Source organism: Burkholderia sp. NFPP32 (genome assembly GCF_900119325.1).
GTDB classification, from domain to species: domain Bacteria; phylum Pseudomonadota; class Gammaproteobacteria; order Burkholderiales; family Burkholderiaceae; genus Burkholderia; species Burkholderia pyrrocinia_C.
In genome coordinates, this window is record NZ_FPJP01000007.1 from 39,691 (window position 1) to 56,600 (window position 16,910).

Below are 16,910 nucleotides of genomic sequence, written 5' to 3' on the forward strand. Positions count from 1 at the left end.
CCGATGACCGGGGCGCCACACGATGATCGATCGACGTCAATTCATGACCGCCGCGCTGGTCGCGGCATCCGGCAGCCTGCCGTCGCGCATCGCGCACGCGGCGGCCGCAACCGCCGACCTCGACCCGCGCCAGGCCGGCCGGATTCGCGCGTCGCGTGACGACGCGGCCATCCGCGAGGCAAGCGGCTACCGCTGGGTGCGCGACGGCGCATTCACGGTTGCGATTTCACCGCACGCGCCGCCCGTATCGACCTACGCGACCGACGCGCGCACCGTGGTCGGCGCCGATCCCGACTACGCGCAGCTCGTCGCCGATGCGCTCGGCCGCACGCTCGTGCTGGTGCCGATCGCGTGGGCCGACTGGCCGCTCGGGCTGACGTCCGGCAAGTACGACGCGGTGATCTCGAACGTCGGCGTGACCGAGAAGCGCAAGGAGAAATACGATTTCACGACCTACCGGCTTGGACTGCACGGCTTCTATGTACGCACCGGCAGCCCGATTTCGAAGATCGCCGAGCCGAAGGACATCGCGGGCCTGCGGATCATCACCGGTGCCGGCACGAGCCAGGAGCGCATCCTGCTCGAATGGAGCCGGCGCAACGTCGCGCAGGGGTTGAAGCCGGCCGAGCTGCTCTATTTCGACGACGATGCGACCGCGCGCGTCGCGCTGCTGTCGGGCCGCGCCGATGCGGAGCTGAACCCGAACGCGTCGCTCGCGTACGAGGCCGGGCGCAGCGGCAAGATCCGCCGCGTCGGCGTCGTCAATGCGGGCTGGCCGAACAATGCCGACGTCGCGATCGCGACGCGTCGCGGCAGCGGCCTCGCGCCTGCGCTGACGCTCGCGACGAATGCGCTGATCGGCAGCGGCCGCTACGGGCAGGCGCTCGCGCGATGGGGATTGCAGAGCGAGGCGATCGCGCGCGCGGAAACCAATCCGCCGGGGTTGCCGTCGTTCTGAAGGCGTCGATGCGTCGATGCCTGAGTGACATCGCCCCGGCATTCCACGATGGAAATACCGGGGCGCAGTCGAAGCGGTACCGTTCGTCGCCGAGTCGCGCCTACGCGGTCACCGCCGCTTGATACCGGTCGAGCTCCGCGACCTGCGCATGAATCGCCGGAATCAGGTCGCGCCCGTAGGCCAGCGCATCGTCGAGCGGATCGAACCCGCGAATCAGGAACGTCGACACGCCGAGCCGGTAGTACGCGCCGAGCGCCCGCGCGACCTGTTCCGGCGTGCCGACGAGCGCGGTCGAATTCCAGCGCGCGCCGGTCAGGTTCGCGACACCCATCCACAGTCGCTCGTCGAGCACGTCGCCTTGCGCGGCGGCCGCCATCAGCCGCTGTGAACCGGCATTCTGCGGCGCGTGGCCGGCGATCGGCTGGCCGTTCGCGACCCGCGCCGCGCGCACGCGCTCGCGGATCGCCTCGGCCTTCTCCCACGCGGCGGCCTCGGTATCGGCGACGATCGGCCGGAACGACACGCTGATGCGCGGCGCGCGCCCGAACGGCGCGGCGGCGGCCCGCACGCGCGCGATCTGCTCGCGCACCGATGCGAGCGGCTCGCCCCACGTCATGTAGACATCCGCGTGCTCGCCCGCGACCGCGAGCGCGGCCGGCGACGAGCCGCCGAAATAGATCGGCACGTGCGGCCGCTGCGCGCCCTTCACGACAGGCGACGCGCCGCGCAGCCGGTAGAACTCGCCGTCGTGGTCGACCGGCGCATCGGCCAGCCAGATCCGCTTCAGCACGTCGAGATATTCGCCGGTGCGGCGGTAGCGCGCATCGTGCGGCACGAAATCGCCGTCGCGCTGCAAGTCCGTATCGTCGCCGCCCGACACGACGTTCAGCGCGAGCCGGCCGCCGCTGAACACGTCGAGCGTCGCGATCTGCCGCGCGGCGGCCGACGGCACGATCACGCCCGGCCGGTGCGCGAGCAGGAGGCGGATGCGTTCGGTCGCGGCGGCCGCGAACGAGGCGACGATGAAGCCGTCCGCGGCGTTGCTGAAATGGCCGACCAGGATCTGGTCGAAGCCCGCCGCCTCGTGCGCCTGCGCGAAACGGCGCACGTAGTCGGGCTGGACGGCCGCGCCGCCCGGTACGTCGACCTCCGCGCCCGGTGTCGCGGTGATCATGCCGATGATGTCGACTGGCATGTCGGGATGTCCTTCTGGTTCTCGATCGGGAATCGTGGATGCGGCGGCGCGATTACTGCGCGGCGGCCGTCTTTTGCGCAGGCGCCGCGAACGCGCCCGCATACGAGCGGTCGAGCAGCTTCGACGTGTCGTACGCGGCCGGAATCACGCCGGCCTTGTGCAGGAAGTCGGCCGTGTTCTGCGCGTCCTTCGCGGCCGTATCGTCGACCGGGCCCACGCGCTGCTTCGCATTGTCGAGCCAGCGGTACGCGACGTCGGGCTCGAGCTTCGCGCGCTTCGACCACAGGTCCGCATACTCGCGCGGATGGCTGTCGACCCACTGGCGCGCGGCCACGACGCGCTTCAGGAAATCGGTGATCTCCGCGCGCTTGCCCGACGCGGCCTGCTCGTTCGCGGCGACGAAGCTCAGTGCGGGCATCAGCCCCTGCGCGGTGGTGACGGGCCGCGCGCCCTGCCGCAGCGCCAGCGTGCTGACGAACGGCTCCCACAGCGACACGGCATCGACCGAGCCGTTCGCGAGCGCGTTGGTCGCGTCGATCGGCATCAGGTACGCGTACTTGACCGAATCCGCACGCAGGCCCGCGTGTTCGAGCGCGCGCAGCACGAGCTGCTGGCTCCAGGCGCCGCGCCACACGGCGACGGTCTTGCCCTGCAGGTCGGCCACGGTGCGTACCGGCGAATGCTTCGGCACGAGGATCGCGACGCCGTCGAGGCTCTGCCGCGACACCGCGACGACCTTCACCGGCGCACCGCGCGCGGCCAGCGTGAGCAGCGCGGAATCGCCGAGGAAGCCGACATCGATCGCGTTGCCGTTCAGGCTCTCGGCGACGGGCGCGGCGGCCTGGAAGTGCTTCCACTCGATCGTGTAAGGCAGGTCCTTCAGCACGCCGGACGCCTCCATCGACGCCTGGATGTTGAAGTAGTTCTGTTCACCGACGCGCAGCGTGACGGTGTCTTTCGCGATGCCCGGCTGCGCGGCAAGCGCCAGCAAGAGCGCCGTGACGATTCGGCTCAGCAACGTAATCTCCCGGATGGTTGGCGGGCTGCCGCGAAATGGCGGTGCCTCGTTGTCCGCCGTGCGAAACGGCCGGCGGAACGGATGGAACCAGTGAAGATACGGCGCCCCCCTTCATGACACAAACGCAATATTCTGCTATGCAAAGATGCAAATATTTTATGGAGCGAACAGCACCACGCGATTCCTGACGCCGCCCTCCCGCACCCGTCGTTCGAATGATTCCTCGACATGTATTTCGTGCACGAAATAAATCCCGGACTATATTTCGCATACGAAATAACCACCTGAAACGAGGACGGCCATGACCTCCCAACCGATCGAGTTTTCCGCCATCGACGGCTATCCGCTGCGCGGTACGCTATGGACGCCCGATGCCGAACCGCGCGCGCTGGTGCTGATCCATCCGGCGACGGCCGTGCCGGAGCGGCTGTATGCGGGCTTCGCGAGCTTCCTGACCGAACGCGGCTTCGCGGCATTGACCTACAACTACCGCGGCATCGGCGCGTCGCGGCCCGCGCGCCTGGGCGCGCTGCGAGCCCGCATGCGCGACTGGATGGAGCTCGACGTCGGCGCCGCGACCGCATGGGCACGGCACGCGTACGAAGGGTTGCCGCTGCTGGCGGTCGGGCATAGCGTCGGCGGGCATGCGATCGGGTTGTCCGCGAGCACGACGCACCTGCGCGCGGCCGTGCTCGTCGCCGCGCATGCGGGCAGCACGCGACTGATCGCGCAGGCGGCCGAACGCCTGAAGGTGCGGCTGATCCTGCGCGTGCTGGGCCCGCTGACGTCCGCGTTGCTCGGCTACGTGCCCGGCAAGCGGCTCGGGCTCGGCGAGGACTTGCCGGCCGGCGTGTTCCGCGAATGGAGCCGCTGGACGACGCTACCGCACTATTTCTTCGACGATCCGACACTCGGCGCGGCCGATCGCTTCTCGAAACAGCGGCTGCCGATCCTCGCGCTCGGCTTCGACGACGATCCGTGGGCGAACCCGGCCGCGATCGACCTGCTGGTAAGCTATCTGACCGGCGCGGCGGTCGAGCGCCGCCAGATCGATCCGCACGCGGCGGGCAGCGGCCCGGTCGGGCACATGGGCTTCTTCCGCAGCCGGCCCGGCGCCGTGCTGTGGCCCGACCTGGCCGACTGGCTCGCGCAGGCACTCGACGCGCCGCGCGCCGCGGGCCGTCCATCCCTTTCCATTGCAGCCGGGAACCCAGCTTGAGCGAAAACCGACGACTGTTTTTCCTGTTGAACATCGGCCAGCGGCGCGTGCAGCGCTGGGTCGACCGCAAGGCCGAGACCGATACGCGCGCGAGCGCCGCGCAGGCCGGCGTGCTGTTCTGTCTCGCGAAGCAGGACGGCGCGCTGATCGGCGAAGTCGGCGCCGCGCTGCAGCTCGCGCCGTCCGCGATGACGGGGCTCGCCGACCGGATGGCGAAAGCCGGCCTGCTCGCGCGCCACGCCGATTCGGACGACGGCCGCGCGACGCGCCTGTACCTGACCGACGACGGCCACACGGCGCTCAAGCACGCGCGCGTGCTGCTGCGCGAGCTGAACGGCAAGCTGTGCGACGGGTTTTCCGACGCGGAACTCGATATCGTCGCGCGCTGGCTGCACGCGTTGCAGGACCGGTTTCCGGCGGAGCGCTGAGCAGCGGCAACGCGGACGCCGCATCGCCTGCCGGCAGCGAATCGATTCGACAAAACCGGCTCGCGCCGGCTGCAATCGAAAGCGATTGCGATTCGCCTTTTCGATTCGATTTCCGCATACTCACGACGGCAAATTTTGCGTTCGCGCCACGCCGCTCCGGCAACGCTTTCCGGCTACGCTCTGTTACAAAAAATTGCCTGCCGCGCCGCATCCGGATCATCTACATTGCAATCCACTTCTACGCATTCTTCGCCTGCCCGAACCGGCCTCCCAGCCGGGCTGGCATCAACGACACATCCGTCACAAGCAATAAAAACGAATAGGAGTCTTGACCGAAGTGCTGGCGGTATCCAGCGCACGCGGATCGCGATGGCTGAAGCGGTATCCTGAACGACACGTCCCGGTGGCACGCATCGTGCGCGTCGCCGCGGCGCCCCGATCCGGCGGCCTGTGCCGCCGCACATCGGCTCGCGCTGCCTCGTTCCGCCGCACCATCGCGGCCGCACGTCAACGAGGAGCAGTTCATGCGACGCACTATCGTGTCCCACCCGCTTTTCACCTGCCTGCCCGCCGTGATGGCGCTGGCCTGTGCCGCCGCGCACGCCGATCCCGTGCTCGTGTCAGGCCCCAGTCCATACGCCGCCTGCACCATAGGCGGCCCCGGCACCGTCTATGTGAATGCCGAGGTCGAACCCTGGCTTTCGGTCAATCCGGCAAACCCGACGAACATGATCGGCGTATGGCAGCAGGACCGCTGGTCGAACGGCGGCGCGCACGGGCTCGTCGCCGGTTATACGTTCGACGGCGGCGCGACCTGGGCGCGGACGACGCAGCCGTTCAGCGCATGCGCGCCGGGCGGGCTCAAGTACGAGCGCGCGTCCGACCCATGGGTGTCCTTCGGCCCGGACGGCACCGCGTATTCGGTATCGATCTCGTTCAACCAGTCGAACAACAGCAACGCGGTCGCCTCATCGGTATCGACCGACGGCGGGCAGACCTGGAGCAGCCCCGCAGTGCTGATCGCGGACAACGAACCGACCACGCAGTTCTTCAACGACAAGGAATCGGTGACGGCGAACCCGGTGAAGGCCGGCACCGCATACGCGGTATGGGACCGCCTCGAACTGCCGAACGGCAACCCGTACGCGAACCTGCATACGCAGGCGTTCCGCGGGCCGACGCTGTTCTCGAAGACGACCGACGGCGGCAAGACCTGGAGCAAAGCGAAGGTCATCGTCCACGTGCCGTCGCGCCAGCAGACGATCGGCAACCAAATCGTCGTCGATCCGAGGAACGGCACGCTGTACGATTTCTTCAACCTGATCCAGCCGCCGTTCAGCAAGGCCGCGGGCAAGGTCGCGTTCATCAAGTCGACCGACGACGGCGTGACCTGGACGCAGCCGCAGGTGATCGCGGGGCTGCAGACGGTCGGCGTGACCGACCCGAACACCGGCGAACCCGTGCGCACCGGCGACATCATTCCCGAGCCCGCGATCGATCCCGCGTCGGGCCAGCTTTACGTCGTGTGGCAGGACAGCCGCTTCAACGGCGGCACGTACGACGAGATCGCGCTATCGACGTCGAAGGACGGCGGCGCGTCCTGGAGCGCGCCGCTGCAGATCAACACGCCGACCGGTCGGCCTGCCTTCAATCCGTCGGTGCGCGTCGACAACGCGGGCGCCGTGATGGTCACCCACTACGACTTCCGCGACCTGCTGGCCGGGAACACGACGACGCTGCCGACGGGCTTCTGGCGCAAGATCTCGCACGACGGCGGCGTCTCGTTCGGCGACGAGCGGCGCGTCGGCGGACCGTTCGACATGAAGCTCGCGCCGAACGCGGAAGGCTTCTTCATCGGCGACTACCAGGGCCTCGACGTCGGCCCGTCGTCGTCGTTCCATCCGTTCTTCGTCCAGACCAGCGCGGGCAACCTGACGAACCGCACGGACGTGTTCTTCGCCCCATGACGCGAACCGGCAGCACGGCCGCCGTCGCGACGTGATCCGTCGCGCGGCGGGCGCCCGCGTCACTGCATCTCGGTCAGCACGATGCGCCCGTCGACCTTGCCTTCGCGCAGCTTCGCGAACACGTCGTTGATGTTGCCGAGCCGGTCGCGATGGATATGCGCGCGCACCAGGCCGTCGGCCGCGAAGTCGAGCGATTCCTGCAGGTCGCGGCGCGTGCCGACGATCGACCCGCGCACGGTGATGCCGTTCAGCACCGTCGAGAAGATCGGCAACGGGAAATCGCCGGGCGGCAGCCCGTTGAGCGCGACCGTGCCGCCGCGCCGCACCATCCCGAGCGCCTGCGCGAACGCGCTGCGCGACACCGCCGTGACGAGCACGCCGTGCGCGCCGCCGATCTCCTTCTGGATCACCTTCGCCGGATCGTCGACCGATGCGTCGATCGTCAGTTGCGCGCCGAGCTGCCGCGCTAGCGCGAGCTTGTCGGGCGAAATATCGATCGCCGCGACGTGCAGGCCCATCGCGCGTGCGTATTGCACCGCCACGTGCCCGAGCCCGCCGATGCCGGAGATCGCGAGCCACTGGCCGGGGCGCGTATCGGTGACGCGAATGCCCTTGTAGACGGTCACGCCCGCACACAGAATCGGCGCGATCTCGTCGAATTCAACCTGTGCCGGCAAATGGCCGACGTAGTCGGGATCGGCGAGCACGTATTCCGCGTAGCTGCCGTTCACCGAATAGCCGGTGTTCTGCTGGTCGTGGCACAGCGTTTCCCAGCCCGTGTAGCAGTACTCGCAATGTCCGCAGGCCTTGTAGAGCCACGGCACGCCGACGCGGTCGCCCTCGCGCACGTGCGTGACGCCCGCGCCGACCGCCGCGACGATGCCCACGCCTTCATGCCCCGGAATGAACGGCAGCGACGGCTTCACGGGCCAGTCGCCGTCGGCCGCGTGCAGGTCGGTGTGGCAGACGCCCGACGCCTTGATGTTGACGAGGATCTGGCCCGGGCCCGGCGTCGGCACGGGCACTTCCTCGATACGCAACGGTTCGCCGAATGCGTGCACCACGGCCGCTTTCATGGTTTGCGTCATGCGTCGCTCCTGTCTGGTCATTGAGCGACCCAGTATCCGGTTTCGGCATCGGAGAACGTTGATGCGTATCAACGCGATGCGCGCTATCCGGCGATCGCGGCTGCATCGTCTCGTCGCACGGCGGTGCGGCGCGGTCGGGCGCACGGCGCTTCGCGGCACGCCGTACCGGTCGCACTAGCGAACGATCATCGGCCAGCGCGCCTTCCACTACAGCCGACGTTTCACCGATCCGACGGAAGCCGTACGCACCGCCGACATCCGGCTTGGAATTTGAGATGATATAACATATCATCTCGCGTGCTCGTCCGCCTGACTCCGTTCCACTATGGGTGGCCGAGCGTCGCCGAGCCATGTTCCAACGGGTCATCGCGCGTCGTTGACGCAACAATATATCGTATCCAGCCGTGACCCGCATCGCTCGTTATCCGATCCGATTCCAACCGATTCACCGACCATGCGCGACCTCCCTCGTCTACCGCTTCGCCCGCTTTCGCCCCTTTCGCTGATGCTGCTCGTCGCCGCCGCGCACGCGCAGACCAATGCACCCGCCGTGTCGGGCACGCCTTCGGCTACCGCGCTCGCGCCGATCTTCGTGACCGCGAACCCGCTCGGCGATACCGAACTGATCTCGCCGACCGTCCAGCTTTCCGGCGACGCACTGACGCGCCGCCAGGCCGATTCGCTCGGCGAAACGCTCAACGGGCTGCCCGGCGTGTCGACCACCACCTACGGGCCGATGGTCGGCCGCCCGATCATCCGCGGGATGGACGGCGACCGGATCCGGCTGCTGCAGAACGGCGTCGCGTCCTACGACGCGTCGTCGCTGTCGTACGACCATGCGGTGCCGCAGGATCCGCTGTCGATCGAACGCGTCGAGATCGTGCGTGGCCCGGCCGCGCTGCTGTACGGCGGCAACGCAGTGGGCGGCGTCGTCAACACGATCGACAACCGGATTCCGCGCGAAGCGATCGAAGGCGTGACGGGTGCGCTCGACGCGCGCTACGGCGGCGCGAATTCCGTGCGCGCGGGCGCCGTGCAGGTCGAAGGCGGCAACGGCCGCTTCGCGTTCCACGTCGACGCGTTCGACCGCGAAACGAGCAAGCTGCGGATTCCCGGCTACGCACGCAGCAGCGCGCAACGCGCGCTCGACGGCCCCGACACGCCGCAGCCGGAAGGCAGCGTGCCGAACAGCGACGGCCGCGTGCACGGCGGCGCGGTCGGCGCGTCGTACACGTGGGCGGACGGCTTCGCGGGCCTGTCGTACAGCGGCTACGAATCGAACTACGGGTCCGTCGCGGAGAGCGACGTGCGGCTGCGGATGCGCCAGGAGCGCCTCGCGCTCGCGTCCGAGGTGCGCAACCTGAGCGGGCCGTTCACGAAGCTGAAATTCGACTTCGCGTACACCGACTACCGCCACAAGGAAGTCGACAACGGCGAGACGGCAACCACCTTCCGCAACCGCGGCTACGAGGCGCGCATCGAGGCGCGGCATCGCAGGATCGGCCCGTTCGAAGGCGCGATCGGCGTGCAGTTCGGCCAGAACACGTTTTCCGCGCTCGGCGACGAGACGCTCGTGCCGTCCACCCGCACCAACAGCGTCGCGCTGTTCGGCCTCGAGGAATGGCAGGTCGTCCCGTCGCTGAAGCTGTCTCTCGGCGGCCGCTTCGAGCACGTGAAGGTCGACCCCGATCCGGCCGGCGTCGAGAAATTCGCGGGTGCGCAGCCGCGCGATTTCAACGCGGGCAGCCTGTCGGCCGGCGCGCTGTTCTCGCTGACGCCCGTGTGGTCGGTCGCGGCGAACGTCGCGTACACCGAACGCGCGCCGACCTTCTACGAGCTGTATTCGAACGGCCCGCACGATGCGACCGGCCAGTTCCTGATCGGCAACCCGAACGCGTCGAAGGAAAAGGCCGTGTCGACCGACCTGTCGCTGCGCTATGCGAACGGCCCGAACCGCGGCAGCGTCGGCGTGTTCTACAACCGCTTCTCGAACTACCTGACCGAGTACAACACCGGCCGCGTCGTGAACGACGACGGCGAGCCCGTCGCGCCCGGCGCCGACGGCTCGCTGAACGAAGCGATCTATCGCGGCGTGCGCGCCGAGTTCTACGGCATCGAGCTGGACGGCAAATGGCGCGCCTTCTCGCGGCGCGGCCATACGGTCGACCTGGAACTGACGGCCGACTACACGCACGCGCGCAACGTCGACACGGGCCAGCCGCTGCCGCGCATCGCGCCGCTGCGCGCGACGCTCGCGGCCGACTACGGCTACGGCCCGTTCGGCGCGCGTGCGCAGGTCACGCACGCGTGGTCGCAGCATCGCGTGCCCGACAACGACTTCTCGACGGACGGCTATACGTCGCTGGGCGTGATGCTGACCTACAAGTTCCGCGTCGGCGCGACGCACTGGCTCGCGTACCTGCGCGGCGACAACCTGACGAACCAGGAAATCCGCTATTCGACGTCGGTCGTGCGCGGCTTCGCGCCCGCAGGCGGCCGCAGCGTGATGGCCGGGTTGCGCACTACGTTCTGAGTGCCGTGCGGCCCGCCGCCCCTTGCGCACGCGGCGTTCGCCCGCGCAAGTTCCGGCCCCGCCCGTCGCGAGATGCGGCGCACATCGTGCCGCATCTCGCCGTTTCCCCTGCGCCGATGCAGACTTTTAAAACTGGCGAATGACGAGTATCCTAAAAAAAGCACTCCCCGTTCGGACGGCGAATCGCGTGCCCTGATTCCCGTCCGATCGCATTGCGGCCCCATCGCATCGCGCGCAGCGCGCCGATGGCGGCGTCCGCTTCGCGCCCCGGCCGCACGAACCTTCCCCCAACAATCGTCAGGAGAGCTGGTGAGCCGTCTCGTCGTCGTATCCAATCGCATCGCAGATCCCCGTAAAGCCGCGGCCGGCGGCCTCGCCGTCGCCGTGAAGGACAGCCTGCAGGAAACCGGCGGCGTCTGGTTCGGCTGGAGCGGCAGGCTGCGCGGCGCCGACGATCAGCCCTCGCAGGGCGAAGAGGTGCAGATCCAGAACGTCGGCGGGATCCAGCTCGCGACGATCGACCTCGACCCGCAGGACTACGACGCTTACTACCTCGGCTATTCGAACAACGTGCTGTGGCCGGTGTTCCACTACCGGCTCGATCTCGCGCAGTTCGACCGGCGCTTCGCCGACGGCTACCGGCGCGTGAACCAGCTGTTCGCGCGCAAGCTGCGCACGCTGCTGCGCCCCGACGACATCGTCTGGGTGCACGACTACCAGCTGATTCCGCTCGCCGCCGAACTGCGCGCGATGGGCTGCACGAATCCGATCGGCTTCTTCCTGCACATCCCGATGCCGCCGCCGCCGATCATGGCCGCGATCCCCGAACACGAATGGCTGATGCGCTCGCTGTTCGCGTACGACCTCGTCGGCTTCCAGACCGAATCGGATCTGCTCCACTTCGAACATTACGTCGAAGCGGAAGCCGGCGCCGCGCGGCTGCCGGACGGTCGCCTGCGCGCGTTCGGCCGCACGCTGTCGGCCGGCGCGTTTCCGATCGGCATCAACGTCGACGAGTTCGAGTCGCTCGCCCGCGATCGCGACGGCATCGACATGTTCGACCGGATGCGCGATGAATATTCGCGCCGCCAGTTGCTGGTCGGCGTCGACCGGCTCGACTACACGAAGGGGCTGCCGCAGCGCGTGCATGCGTTCCGCCAGTTGCTCGAGCAGTATCCGGAGAACCGCAACCGCGCGACGCTGATCCAGATCGCCGCGCCGAGCCGCGAGGATCTCGGCGCGTACGACGACCTGCGGCGCGAGATGGACAGCCTGTGCGGCGCGATCAACGGCGACTACGGCGAACTCGAATGGATGCCGATGCGCTACATTCACCGCACCGTCGCGCGCAAGCGCTTGCCGGGCCTGTATCGCGCGAGCCGCGTCGCGCTCGTCACGCCGCTGCGCGACGGGATGAATCTCGTTGCGAAGGAGTTCCTCGCCGCGCAGGACGCGGCCGACCCGGGCGTGCTCGTGCTGTCGCGTTTCGCGGGTGCGGCCGAGCAATTGAAGCCGGCGCTGCTCGTCAATCCGTACGACACGCAAGGCACCGCGCAGGCGATCCAGCGCGCGCTGACGATGCCCCTCGAAGAACGCCGCCAGCGCCACTCCGCGTTGATGGCGATCGTGCGCAAGACCGACGTGCACTGGTGGCGCACGCGTTTTCTCGAAGCGCTCGCCGAAGCGGCCGAAGTCGCGGCGGCCACCGAGCACTGACCGCACTCACATGTCCGTCGCCGCGTATTCGAGCGCCGCGCCGTTCACGTCGCACACATCGACCGAGATCGGGATGCCCGCACGTATGCTCTCGGTCACCACGCAATACGCATCGAACTGATCGAGCACGCGCGTCGCCGCCGCGAGATCGGCCCACGTCTTGCCGATCGACAGCCGCACCGCCATCGCGCTCACGCGCACCCTGCCCGCTTCGTTCTGCGCCATGTCGACGTCGATCCGCGCGGTGACCGGCTCCGGATCGACATGCTGCCGGTTCAGCGCGAACAGCAGGCTCGCCGCGAGACAGCTCGCGACCGACGCGGCAAGCAGCCGGATCGGATTCGGCCCGCGCCCGTCGCCGAGCGGCGGCGGTTCATCGATGAGCACCGGCGACAGCGTCGTGCCGGCAAACCTGACTTCGAAGCCGAATCGCGCCTGCTGCGCGACTTCGACCGATACGTGCGCCTCGCTCATGGCGACTCCGTAGCTGGAAAGAGGGAAAGGAATTCCGGCGCGTCGCCGCATCGACACGCGCCGGCCGCAGGATTGCGGCGCGTTCAGCGTTCGGGTTCGCGCGGCGGCCCGTACGCGACGAAATCGCGCTCGACCGCCGACGCCTGCTCCGGCGCGAGCGCGTCGCCGCGCGGACCGGCATCGCCGTCGGCTGCCGCCGCCGCGGACGACGGTTCGATGCGCCCGTCGATAAGCGCCTGCAGCGCGTCGCGTTCGAGCACTTCGCATTGCAGCAGCCGTCGCGCGATACGTTCGAGCGCATCGCGACGTTCGCCGAGCGTCGCCGCGACCCGCGCATGCGCGTCGGCCAGCAGCGCGTGCACCTCGTCGTCGATCATCCGGGCCGTGTGCTCGCTGCAGCGTCCGGCGCCCGCATGCCATGCGCCGGGCATGCCCTGGCGCGCATCGCCGTCGTCGAACGTCGCGAGCCCGATCTTCTCGCTCATCCCGTACTGCATGACCATGTGGCGCGCCATCGCGGTCGCGCGTTCGAGATCGTTCTGCGCGCCCGTCGACACGTCGCCGAACACGAGTTCTTCGGCGACGCGCCCGCCGAGCAGCGCGTCGATCCGGTCGAGCAGCTCGCTCCTGCGCAGCACGTAGCGATCCTCGGTCGGCACCTGCTGCGTATAGCCGAGCGCGGCGACGCCGCGCGGAATGATCGACACCTTCTTCACCGGATCGCAATGCGCGCGGCTTTCCGCGACGAGCGCATGGCCGGCCTCGTGATACGCGATGGTCAGCTTCTCCTGCGCGTTCATCACGCGGCTCTTGCGCTCGAGGCCCGTCAACGCGCGGTCGATCGCCTCGTCGAAGTCGGCCATGCCGATCGCCGGCTTGCCGAGTTCGGCCGCATGCAGCGCGGCCTCGTTGACGACGTTCGCGAGATCAGCGCCGACGAAGCCCGGCGTGCGCGACGCGAGTTCGCCGAGGTCGACCTCGGCTGCGAGCTTCACGCGCTTCACGTGCACGCCGAGGATCTGCCGGCGGCCGTTCACGTCGGGCCGGTCGATCGCGATGTGGCGATCGAAGCGGCCGGGCCGCAGCAGCGCGGGATCGAGAATCTCCGGCCGGTTCGTCGCGGCCATGATGATCACGCCGGAGCCGGCCTGGAAGCCGTCCATCTCGACGAGCAGCTGATTGAGCGTCTGCTCGCGTTCGTCGTTGCCCGACATCGGGCCGACGCCGCGCACCTTGCCGAGCGCATCGAGCTCGTCGACGAACACGATGCACGGCGCCTTCTGCTGCGCCTGCTCGAACAGGTCGCGCACACGCGCGGCGCCCACGCCGACGAACATCTCGACGAACGCCGAGCCGCTGATCGAGAAGAACGGCACGGCCGCCTCGCCGGCCACCGCGCGCGCGAGCAGCGTCTTGCCGGTGCCCGGCGCGCCGACGACGAGCACGCCCTTCGGGATCTTGCCGCCGAGCCGCTGGTAGCGGTCGGGGTTGCGCAGGAACGAGACGAGCTGCTGCAGCTCGGCCTTCGCCTCGTCGATGCCCGCGATGTCGTCGAACGTGATGCCGGTTTCCTGCTGCACGTACACGCGCGCGCGGCTCTTGCCCATCCCGGTGAAATCCTGCAGCCCGCCGCGCCTGCGCAGCATCATGTTCCACACGAACACGAACAGCACGAGCGGCAGCAGCCACGAGGCGAGCGACGCGATCCAGCCCGTGTCGGGCGTGCCGTGATAGCGGATGCCGGCGGCGGTCAGCGTGTCGGTCAGATGCTCGTCGGTCACGCGGTTAGTCGTGAAGCGCCACGGCGCGCCGGCCTGCTGCACGGCCGCGGCTTCGGACGCCGGCAGCATCGTGCCGGCCTGCGGCATCTTCAGCGTGCCCGTGATCGACGCGGGGCCGACCTCGAGATCGTCGACGAGCCGCGCGGCGACGAGACGGTGGAAATCGCTGTACGCGATCGACGCCGACGCCGGGTGCAGCATCAGCAACTGCGCGGCGAACAGCACGAAGAAGCCCGCCGCGATCAGCAATCCCGGGTAGTCGAATTTCCTGTCCATGGCATCGGACCAGCCGCACGCACGGTGCGGCGCGCACTCACTCCGACAACCGCACGCGACCGGCGCGCGGCATCGGCAGCCATGCGGAAGCGGCATTCATCCGCGTCATCGTCGTCTCGCTGTGTCGCCTCGGTTCGTCGCATCGATGACGCCGCGGCGGCGCCGTCGGCCGGCACCGTCGGGCGATCGTCGCCCGGGCGGCACGCCGCGACGCGCCGCCCCTGAATTCAGTCTAGCTCGCGCGCGGGCGTCGCGCATCGCCCGCCGCGCAAGTCGAATTGTCCGACAAACACCTTTCGTCGGCGGCACCCGCCGCGTTATAGTCGCGTTCATGACATTTGTGTGACAGTTGCATCGCACCTGCTTTTGCGCGACGCCGGCCGTTGCTGTCCGTTTCGCATCGCGGCAGCCCGAGCGACGCGGCCGTGTATCGATCCACACCGCCAACCTGCCCATTCGAGGAGCCCACGACGTGACCGACACCCCCGATCGCCCCGACGACCTTCCCGCCGATCCCGACCGCCGCCGCGTACTCGGCGGCCTCGCCGCGCTCGGTGCCGGTGTCGCGCTCGGCGGCTGTGAAACCACGCCGGGCAGCGCGCCGCGCTCCGCCGCCGACCAGCGCATCGACGAAGCGTTGCGTCAGCGCGTGCGCCACATCGTCGTGATCTATGCGGAAAACCGCAGCTTCGCGAACCTGTACGGCGATTTCCCGGGTGTGCGCCATCCGTTGAGCGAGGTGCGGCCCGAGCACGCGCGGCAGCTCGACCGCGACGGCAGGACGCCGCTGCCCGTGCTGCCGAAGATCTGGGGCGGGCTCGTGCCGCAGGCGCAGGAAGTGGACGGCAAGCGCTACGCGATCGCCGAGCGCGACATCGACAAGCTGCCGAACGCGCCGTTCCGGATCGCCGACGCGCAGGGCAAGCCGCTGCCGAACGGCGTGATCACGCGCGACCTGTGGCACCGCTTCTATCAGAACCAGATGCAGATCGCGGCCGGCCGCAACAACCAGTTCGCCGCATGGGCCGATTCGGGCGGCCTCGTGATGGGCCATTACCGCAATTCGGCCGACACGCTGCGGCTGTGGAATCTCGCGCGGCAATACACGCTGTGCGACAACTTCTTCATGGCAGCCTTCGGCGGTTCGTGGCTGAACCACATGTTCCTGATTTCCGCGCAGGCGCCGCTGTATCCGGACGCGCACAAGCATCCGCATGCGGCGAAGCTGCTGTCGAAGGTCGAAGGCGACGATCCGGCCGGCACGCGCCTCGCGCTCGCCGCCGATTCGCCGGCATCCGCGCTCGACGGCCCGCCGAAGTTCGCGGGCGACGGTCCGCTGACGCCCGACGGCTACGGCGTGAACACGATGGCGCCGCCGTACCAGCCGAGCTACGTGCCGCCGCCCGACCCGGGCAACGCCGCGTATGCGGATCCGGCCGACCATCGCGTACTGCCGCCGCAGGGCTACGCGACGATCGGCGATCGCCTGTCGGAGAAGAACATCGACTGGGCGTGGTACAGCGGCGCGTGGCAATACGCGCTCGAGCATCGCGACACGGGCGCCGTGCCCGATTTCCAGTACCACCACCAGCCGTTCAACTACTTCCGCAACTACGCGCCGGGCACCGCCGCGCGCCAACGGCACCTTCGTGATGCAGGGCTCGGCGACGAGCCGTCGACGAACCGCTTCATCGCCGACATCGATGCGGGGCGCCTGCCGGCCGTCACGTTCTACAAGCCGCAGGGCAACCTGAACATGCACGCGGGCTACGCGGACATCGAATCGGGCGACCGCCACATCGCGACCGTGATCGACCATATCCGGCGCGGGCCGCAATGGGACAACACCGTGATCGTGATGACGCACGACGAGAACGGCGGCTGGTGGGATCACGTCGCGCCGCCGGTCGGCGACCGCTGGGGGCCGGGCTCGCGGATTCCGGCGCTCGTGATCTCGCCGTTCGCGAAGAAGGGCTTCGTCGATCACACGCTGTACGACACGAACTCGATCCTGCGCTTCATCAGCCGCGTACACGGGCTCGCGCCACTCGACGGCGTGGCCGCGCGCAACAACGCGTTCGCCGCGCGCGGCGAGACGCCGCCCGGCGATCTCACCAACGCGCTCGATCTCGGCTGACGGCCGGTTGGTCGCTTGGCCGGTTCACCGGTTCACCGGTTCGCCGCTTGAAACGACGACGCCCCGGGCAATGCGATCGATTGCCCGGGGCGTCGTGCATTTGCGGCCACGCTACGCGGC

Annotated in this window: 12 protein-coding genes; 7 read left to right on the forward strand and 5 right to left on the reverse strand. The window is 68.8% G+C overall.

The window, feature by feature from the left end:
- Positions 1 to 22 precede the first annotated feature (22 nt).
- Positions 23 to 958 carry an ABC transporter substrate-binding protein gene (locus BT264_RS15790; protein WP_072438595.1) on the forward strand — a complete coding sequence of 312 codons (936 nt, stop codon included), beginning with the start codon at positions 23 to 25 and terminating at the stop codon, positions 956 to 958.
- A gap of 100 nt (positions 959 to 1,058) precedes the next feature.
- Here BT264_RS15790 and BT264_RS15795 read toward each other — a convergent pair whose 3' ends face one another.
- The gene (locus BT264_RS15795) at positions 1,059 to 2,153 is read right to left on the reverse strand and encodes an LLM class flavin-dependent oxidoreductase (protein ID WP_072438596.1); all 1,095 of its coding nucleotides are present in this window, start codon (positions 2,151 to 2,153) and stop codon (positions 1,059 to 1,061) included.
- A 52-nt stretch (positions 2,154 to 2,205) separates the two neighbouring features.
- Positions 2,206 to 3,171, reverse strand: coding sequence for an ABC transporter substrate-binding protein (locus tag BT264_RS15800; protein WP_072438598.1), 966 nt, complete (start codon positions 3,169 to 3,171; stop codon positions 2,206 to 2,208).
- A 301-nt stretch (positions 3,172 to 3,472) separates the two neighbouring features.
- Between BT264_RS15800 and BT264_RS15805 the strand changes: the two genes are divergently transcribed.
- From BT264_RS15805 to BT264_RS15820, 3 genes are all read left to right on the forward strand, one after another.
- Positions 3,473 to 4,390, forward strand: coding sequence for an alpha/beta hydrolase family protein (locus BT264_RS15805; protein ID WP_072438601.1), 918 nt, complete (start codon positions 3,473 to 3,475; stop codon positions 4,388 to 4,390).
- Entirely contained in the window at positions 4,387 to 4,818 is a 432-nt protein-coding gene (locus BT264_RS15810; protein ID WP_072438603.1) for a MarR family winged helix-turn-helix transcriptional regulator, read from the forward strand. Before BT264_RS15805 ends, BT264_RS15810 begins: the two co-directional genes overlap by 4 nt.
- Before the next feature lie 524 nt (positions 4,819 to 5,342).
- Positions 5,343 to 6,785, forward strand: coding sequence for a sialidase family protein (locus tag BT264_RS15820; RefSeq protein ID WP_072438605.1), 1,443 nt, complete (start codon positions 5,343 to 5,345; stop codon positions 6,783 to 6,785).
- A gap of 59 nt (positions 6,786 to 6,844) precedes the next feature.
- Here the strand turns inward: BT264_RS15820 and adhP are convergent, their stop codons facing one another.
- The gene (gene adhP / locus BT264_RS15825; RefSeq protein WP_072438607.1) at positions 6,845 to 7,873 is read right to left on the reverse strand and encodes an alcohol dehydrogenase AdhP; all 1,029 of its coding nucleotides are present in this window, start codon (positions 7,871 to 7,873) and stop codon (positions 6,845 to 6,847) included.
- 454 nt (positions 7,874 to 8,327) lie between these two features.
- Here adhP and BT264_RS15830 point away from each other — a divergent pair, with 454 nt between their 5' ends.
- Together BT264_RS15830 and otsA are read left to right on the forward strand one after the other, a co-directional pair.
- Positions 8,328 to 10,406, forward strand: coding sequence for a TonB-dependent receptor (locus BT264_RS15830; RefSeq protein ID WP_256260639.1), 2,079 nt, complete (start codon positions 8,328 to 8,330; stop codon positions 10,404 to 10,406).
- 309 nt (positions 10,407 to 10,715) lie between these two features.
- Positions 10,716 to 12,122 carry an alpha,alpha-trehalose-phosphate synthase (UDP-forming) gene (gene otsA, locus BT264_RS15835; protein WP_072438611.1) on the forward strand — a complete coding sequence of 469 codons (1,407 nt, stop codon included), beginning with the start codon at positions 10,716 to 10,718 and terminating at the stop codon, positions 12,120 to 12,122.
- Positions 12,123 to 12,128: 6 nt separating this feature from the next.
- Here the strand turns inward: otsA and BT264_RS15840 are convergent, their stop codons facing one another.
- On the reverse strand, positions 12,129 to 12,596 hold the full coding sequence (locus BT264_RS15840) for an OsmC family protein (RefSeq protein WP_072438613.1): 468 nt from the start codon (positions 12,594 to 12,596) through the stop codon (positions 12,129 to 12,131).
- An 83-nt stretch (positions 12,597 to 12,679) separates the two neighbouring features.
- Positions 12,680 to 14,653: an ATP-dependent zinc metalloprotease FtsH gene (ftsH, locus tag BT264_RS15845; protein ID WP_072438615.1), complete on the reverse strand. Its 1,974-nt coding sequence runs from the start codon at positions 14,651 to 14,653 to the stop codon at positions 12,680 to 12,682.
- A 472-nt stretch (positions 14,654 to 15,125) separates the two neighbouring features.
- Between ftsH and BT264_RS15850 the strand changes: the two genes are divergently transcribed.
- On the forward strand, positions 15,126 to 16,790 hold the full coding sequence (locus tag BT264_RS15850; RefSeq protein WP_072438617.1) for an acid phosphatase: 1,665 nt from the start codon (positions 15,126 to 15,128) through the stop codon (positions 16,788 to 16,790).
- Positions 16,791 to 16,910 lie beyond the last annotated feature (120 nt).

Excerpts from the sequence above, each read along its gene's own strand:
- BT264_RS15790 (WP_072438595.1), top strand. The coding sequence starts at position 23 with ATGATCGATCGACGTCAATTCATGACCGCCGCGCTGGTCGCGGCATCC.
- BT264_RS15795 (WP_072438596.1), bottom strand. The coding sequence starts at position 2,153 with ATGCCAGTCGACATCATCGGCATGATCACCGCGACACCGGGCGCGGAG.
- BT264_RS15805 (WP_072438601.1), top strand. The coding sequence starts at position 3,473 with ATGACCTCCCAACCGATCGAGTTTTCCGCCATCGACGGCTATCCGCTG.
- BT264_RS15820 (WP_072438605.1), top strand. The coding sequence starts at position 5,343 with ATGCGACGCACTATCGTGTCCCACCCGCTTTTCACCTGCCTGCCCGCC.
- adhP (WP_072438607.1), bottom strand. The coding sequence starts at position 7,873 with ATGACGCAAACCATGAAAGCGGCCGTGGTGCACGCATTCGGCGAACCG.
- BT264_RS15830 (WP_256260639.1), top strand. The coding sequence starts at position 8,328 with ATGCGCGACCTCCCTCGTCTACCGCTTCGCCCGCTTTCGCCCCTTTCG.
- BT264_RS15840 (WP_072438613.1), bottom strand. The coding sequence starts at position 12,596 with ATGAGCGAGGCGCACGTATCGGTCGAAGTCGCGCAGCAGGCGCGATTC.
- ftsH (WP_072438615.1), bottom strand. The coding sequence starts at position 14,653 with ATGGACAGGAAATTCGACTACCCGGGATTGCTGATCGCGGCGGGCTTC.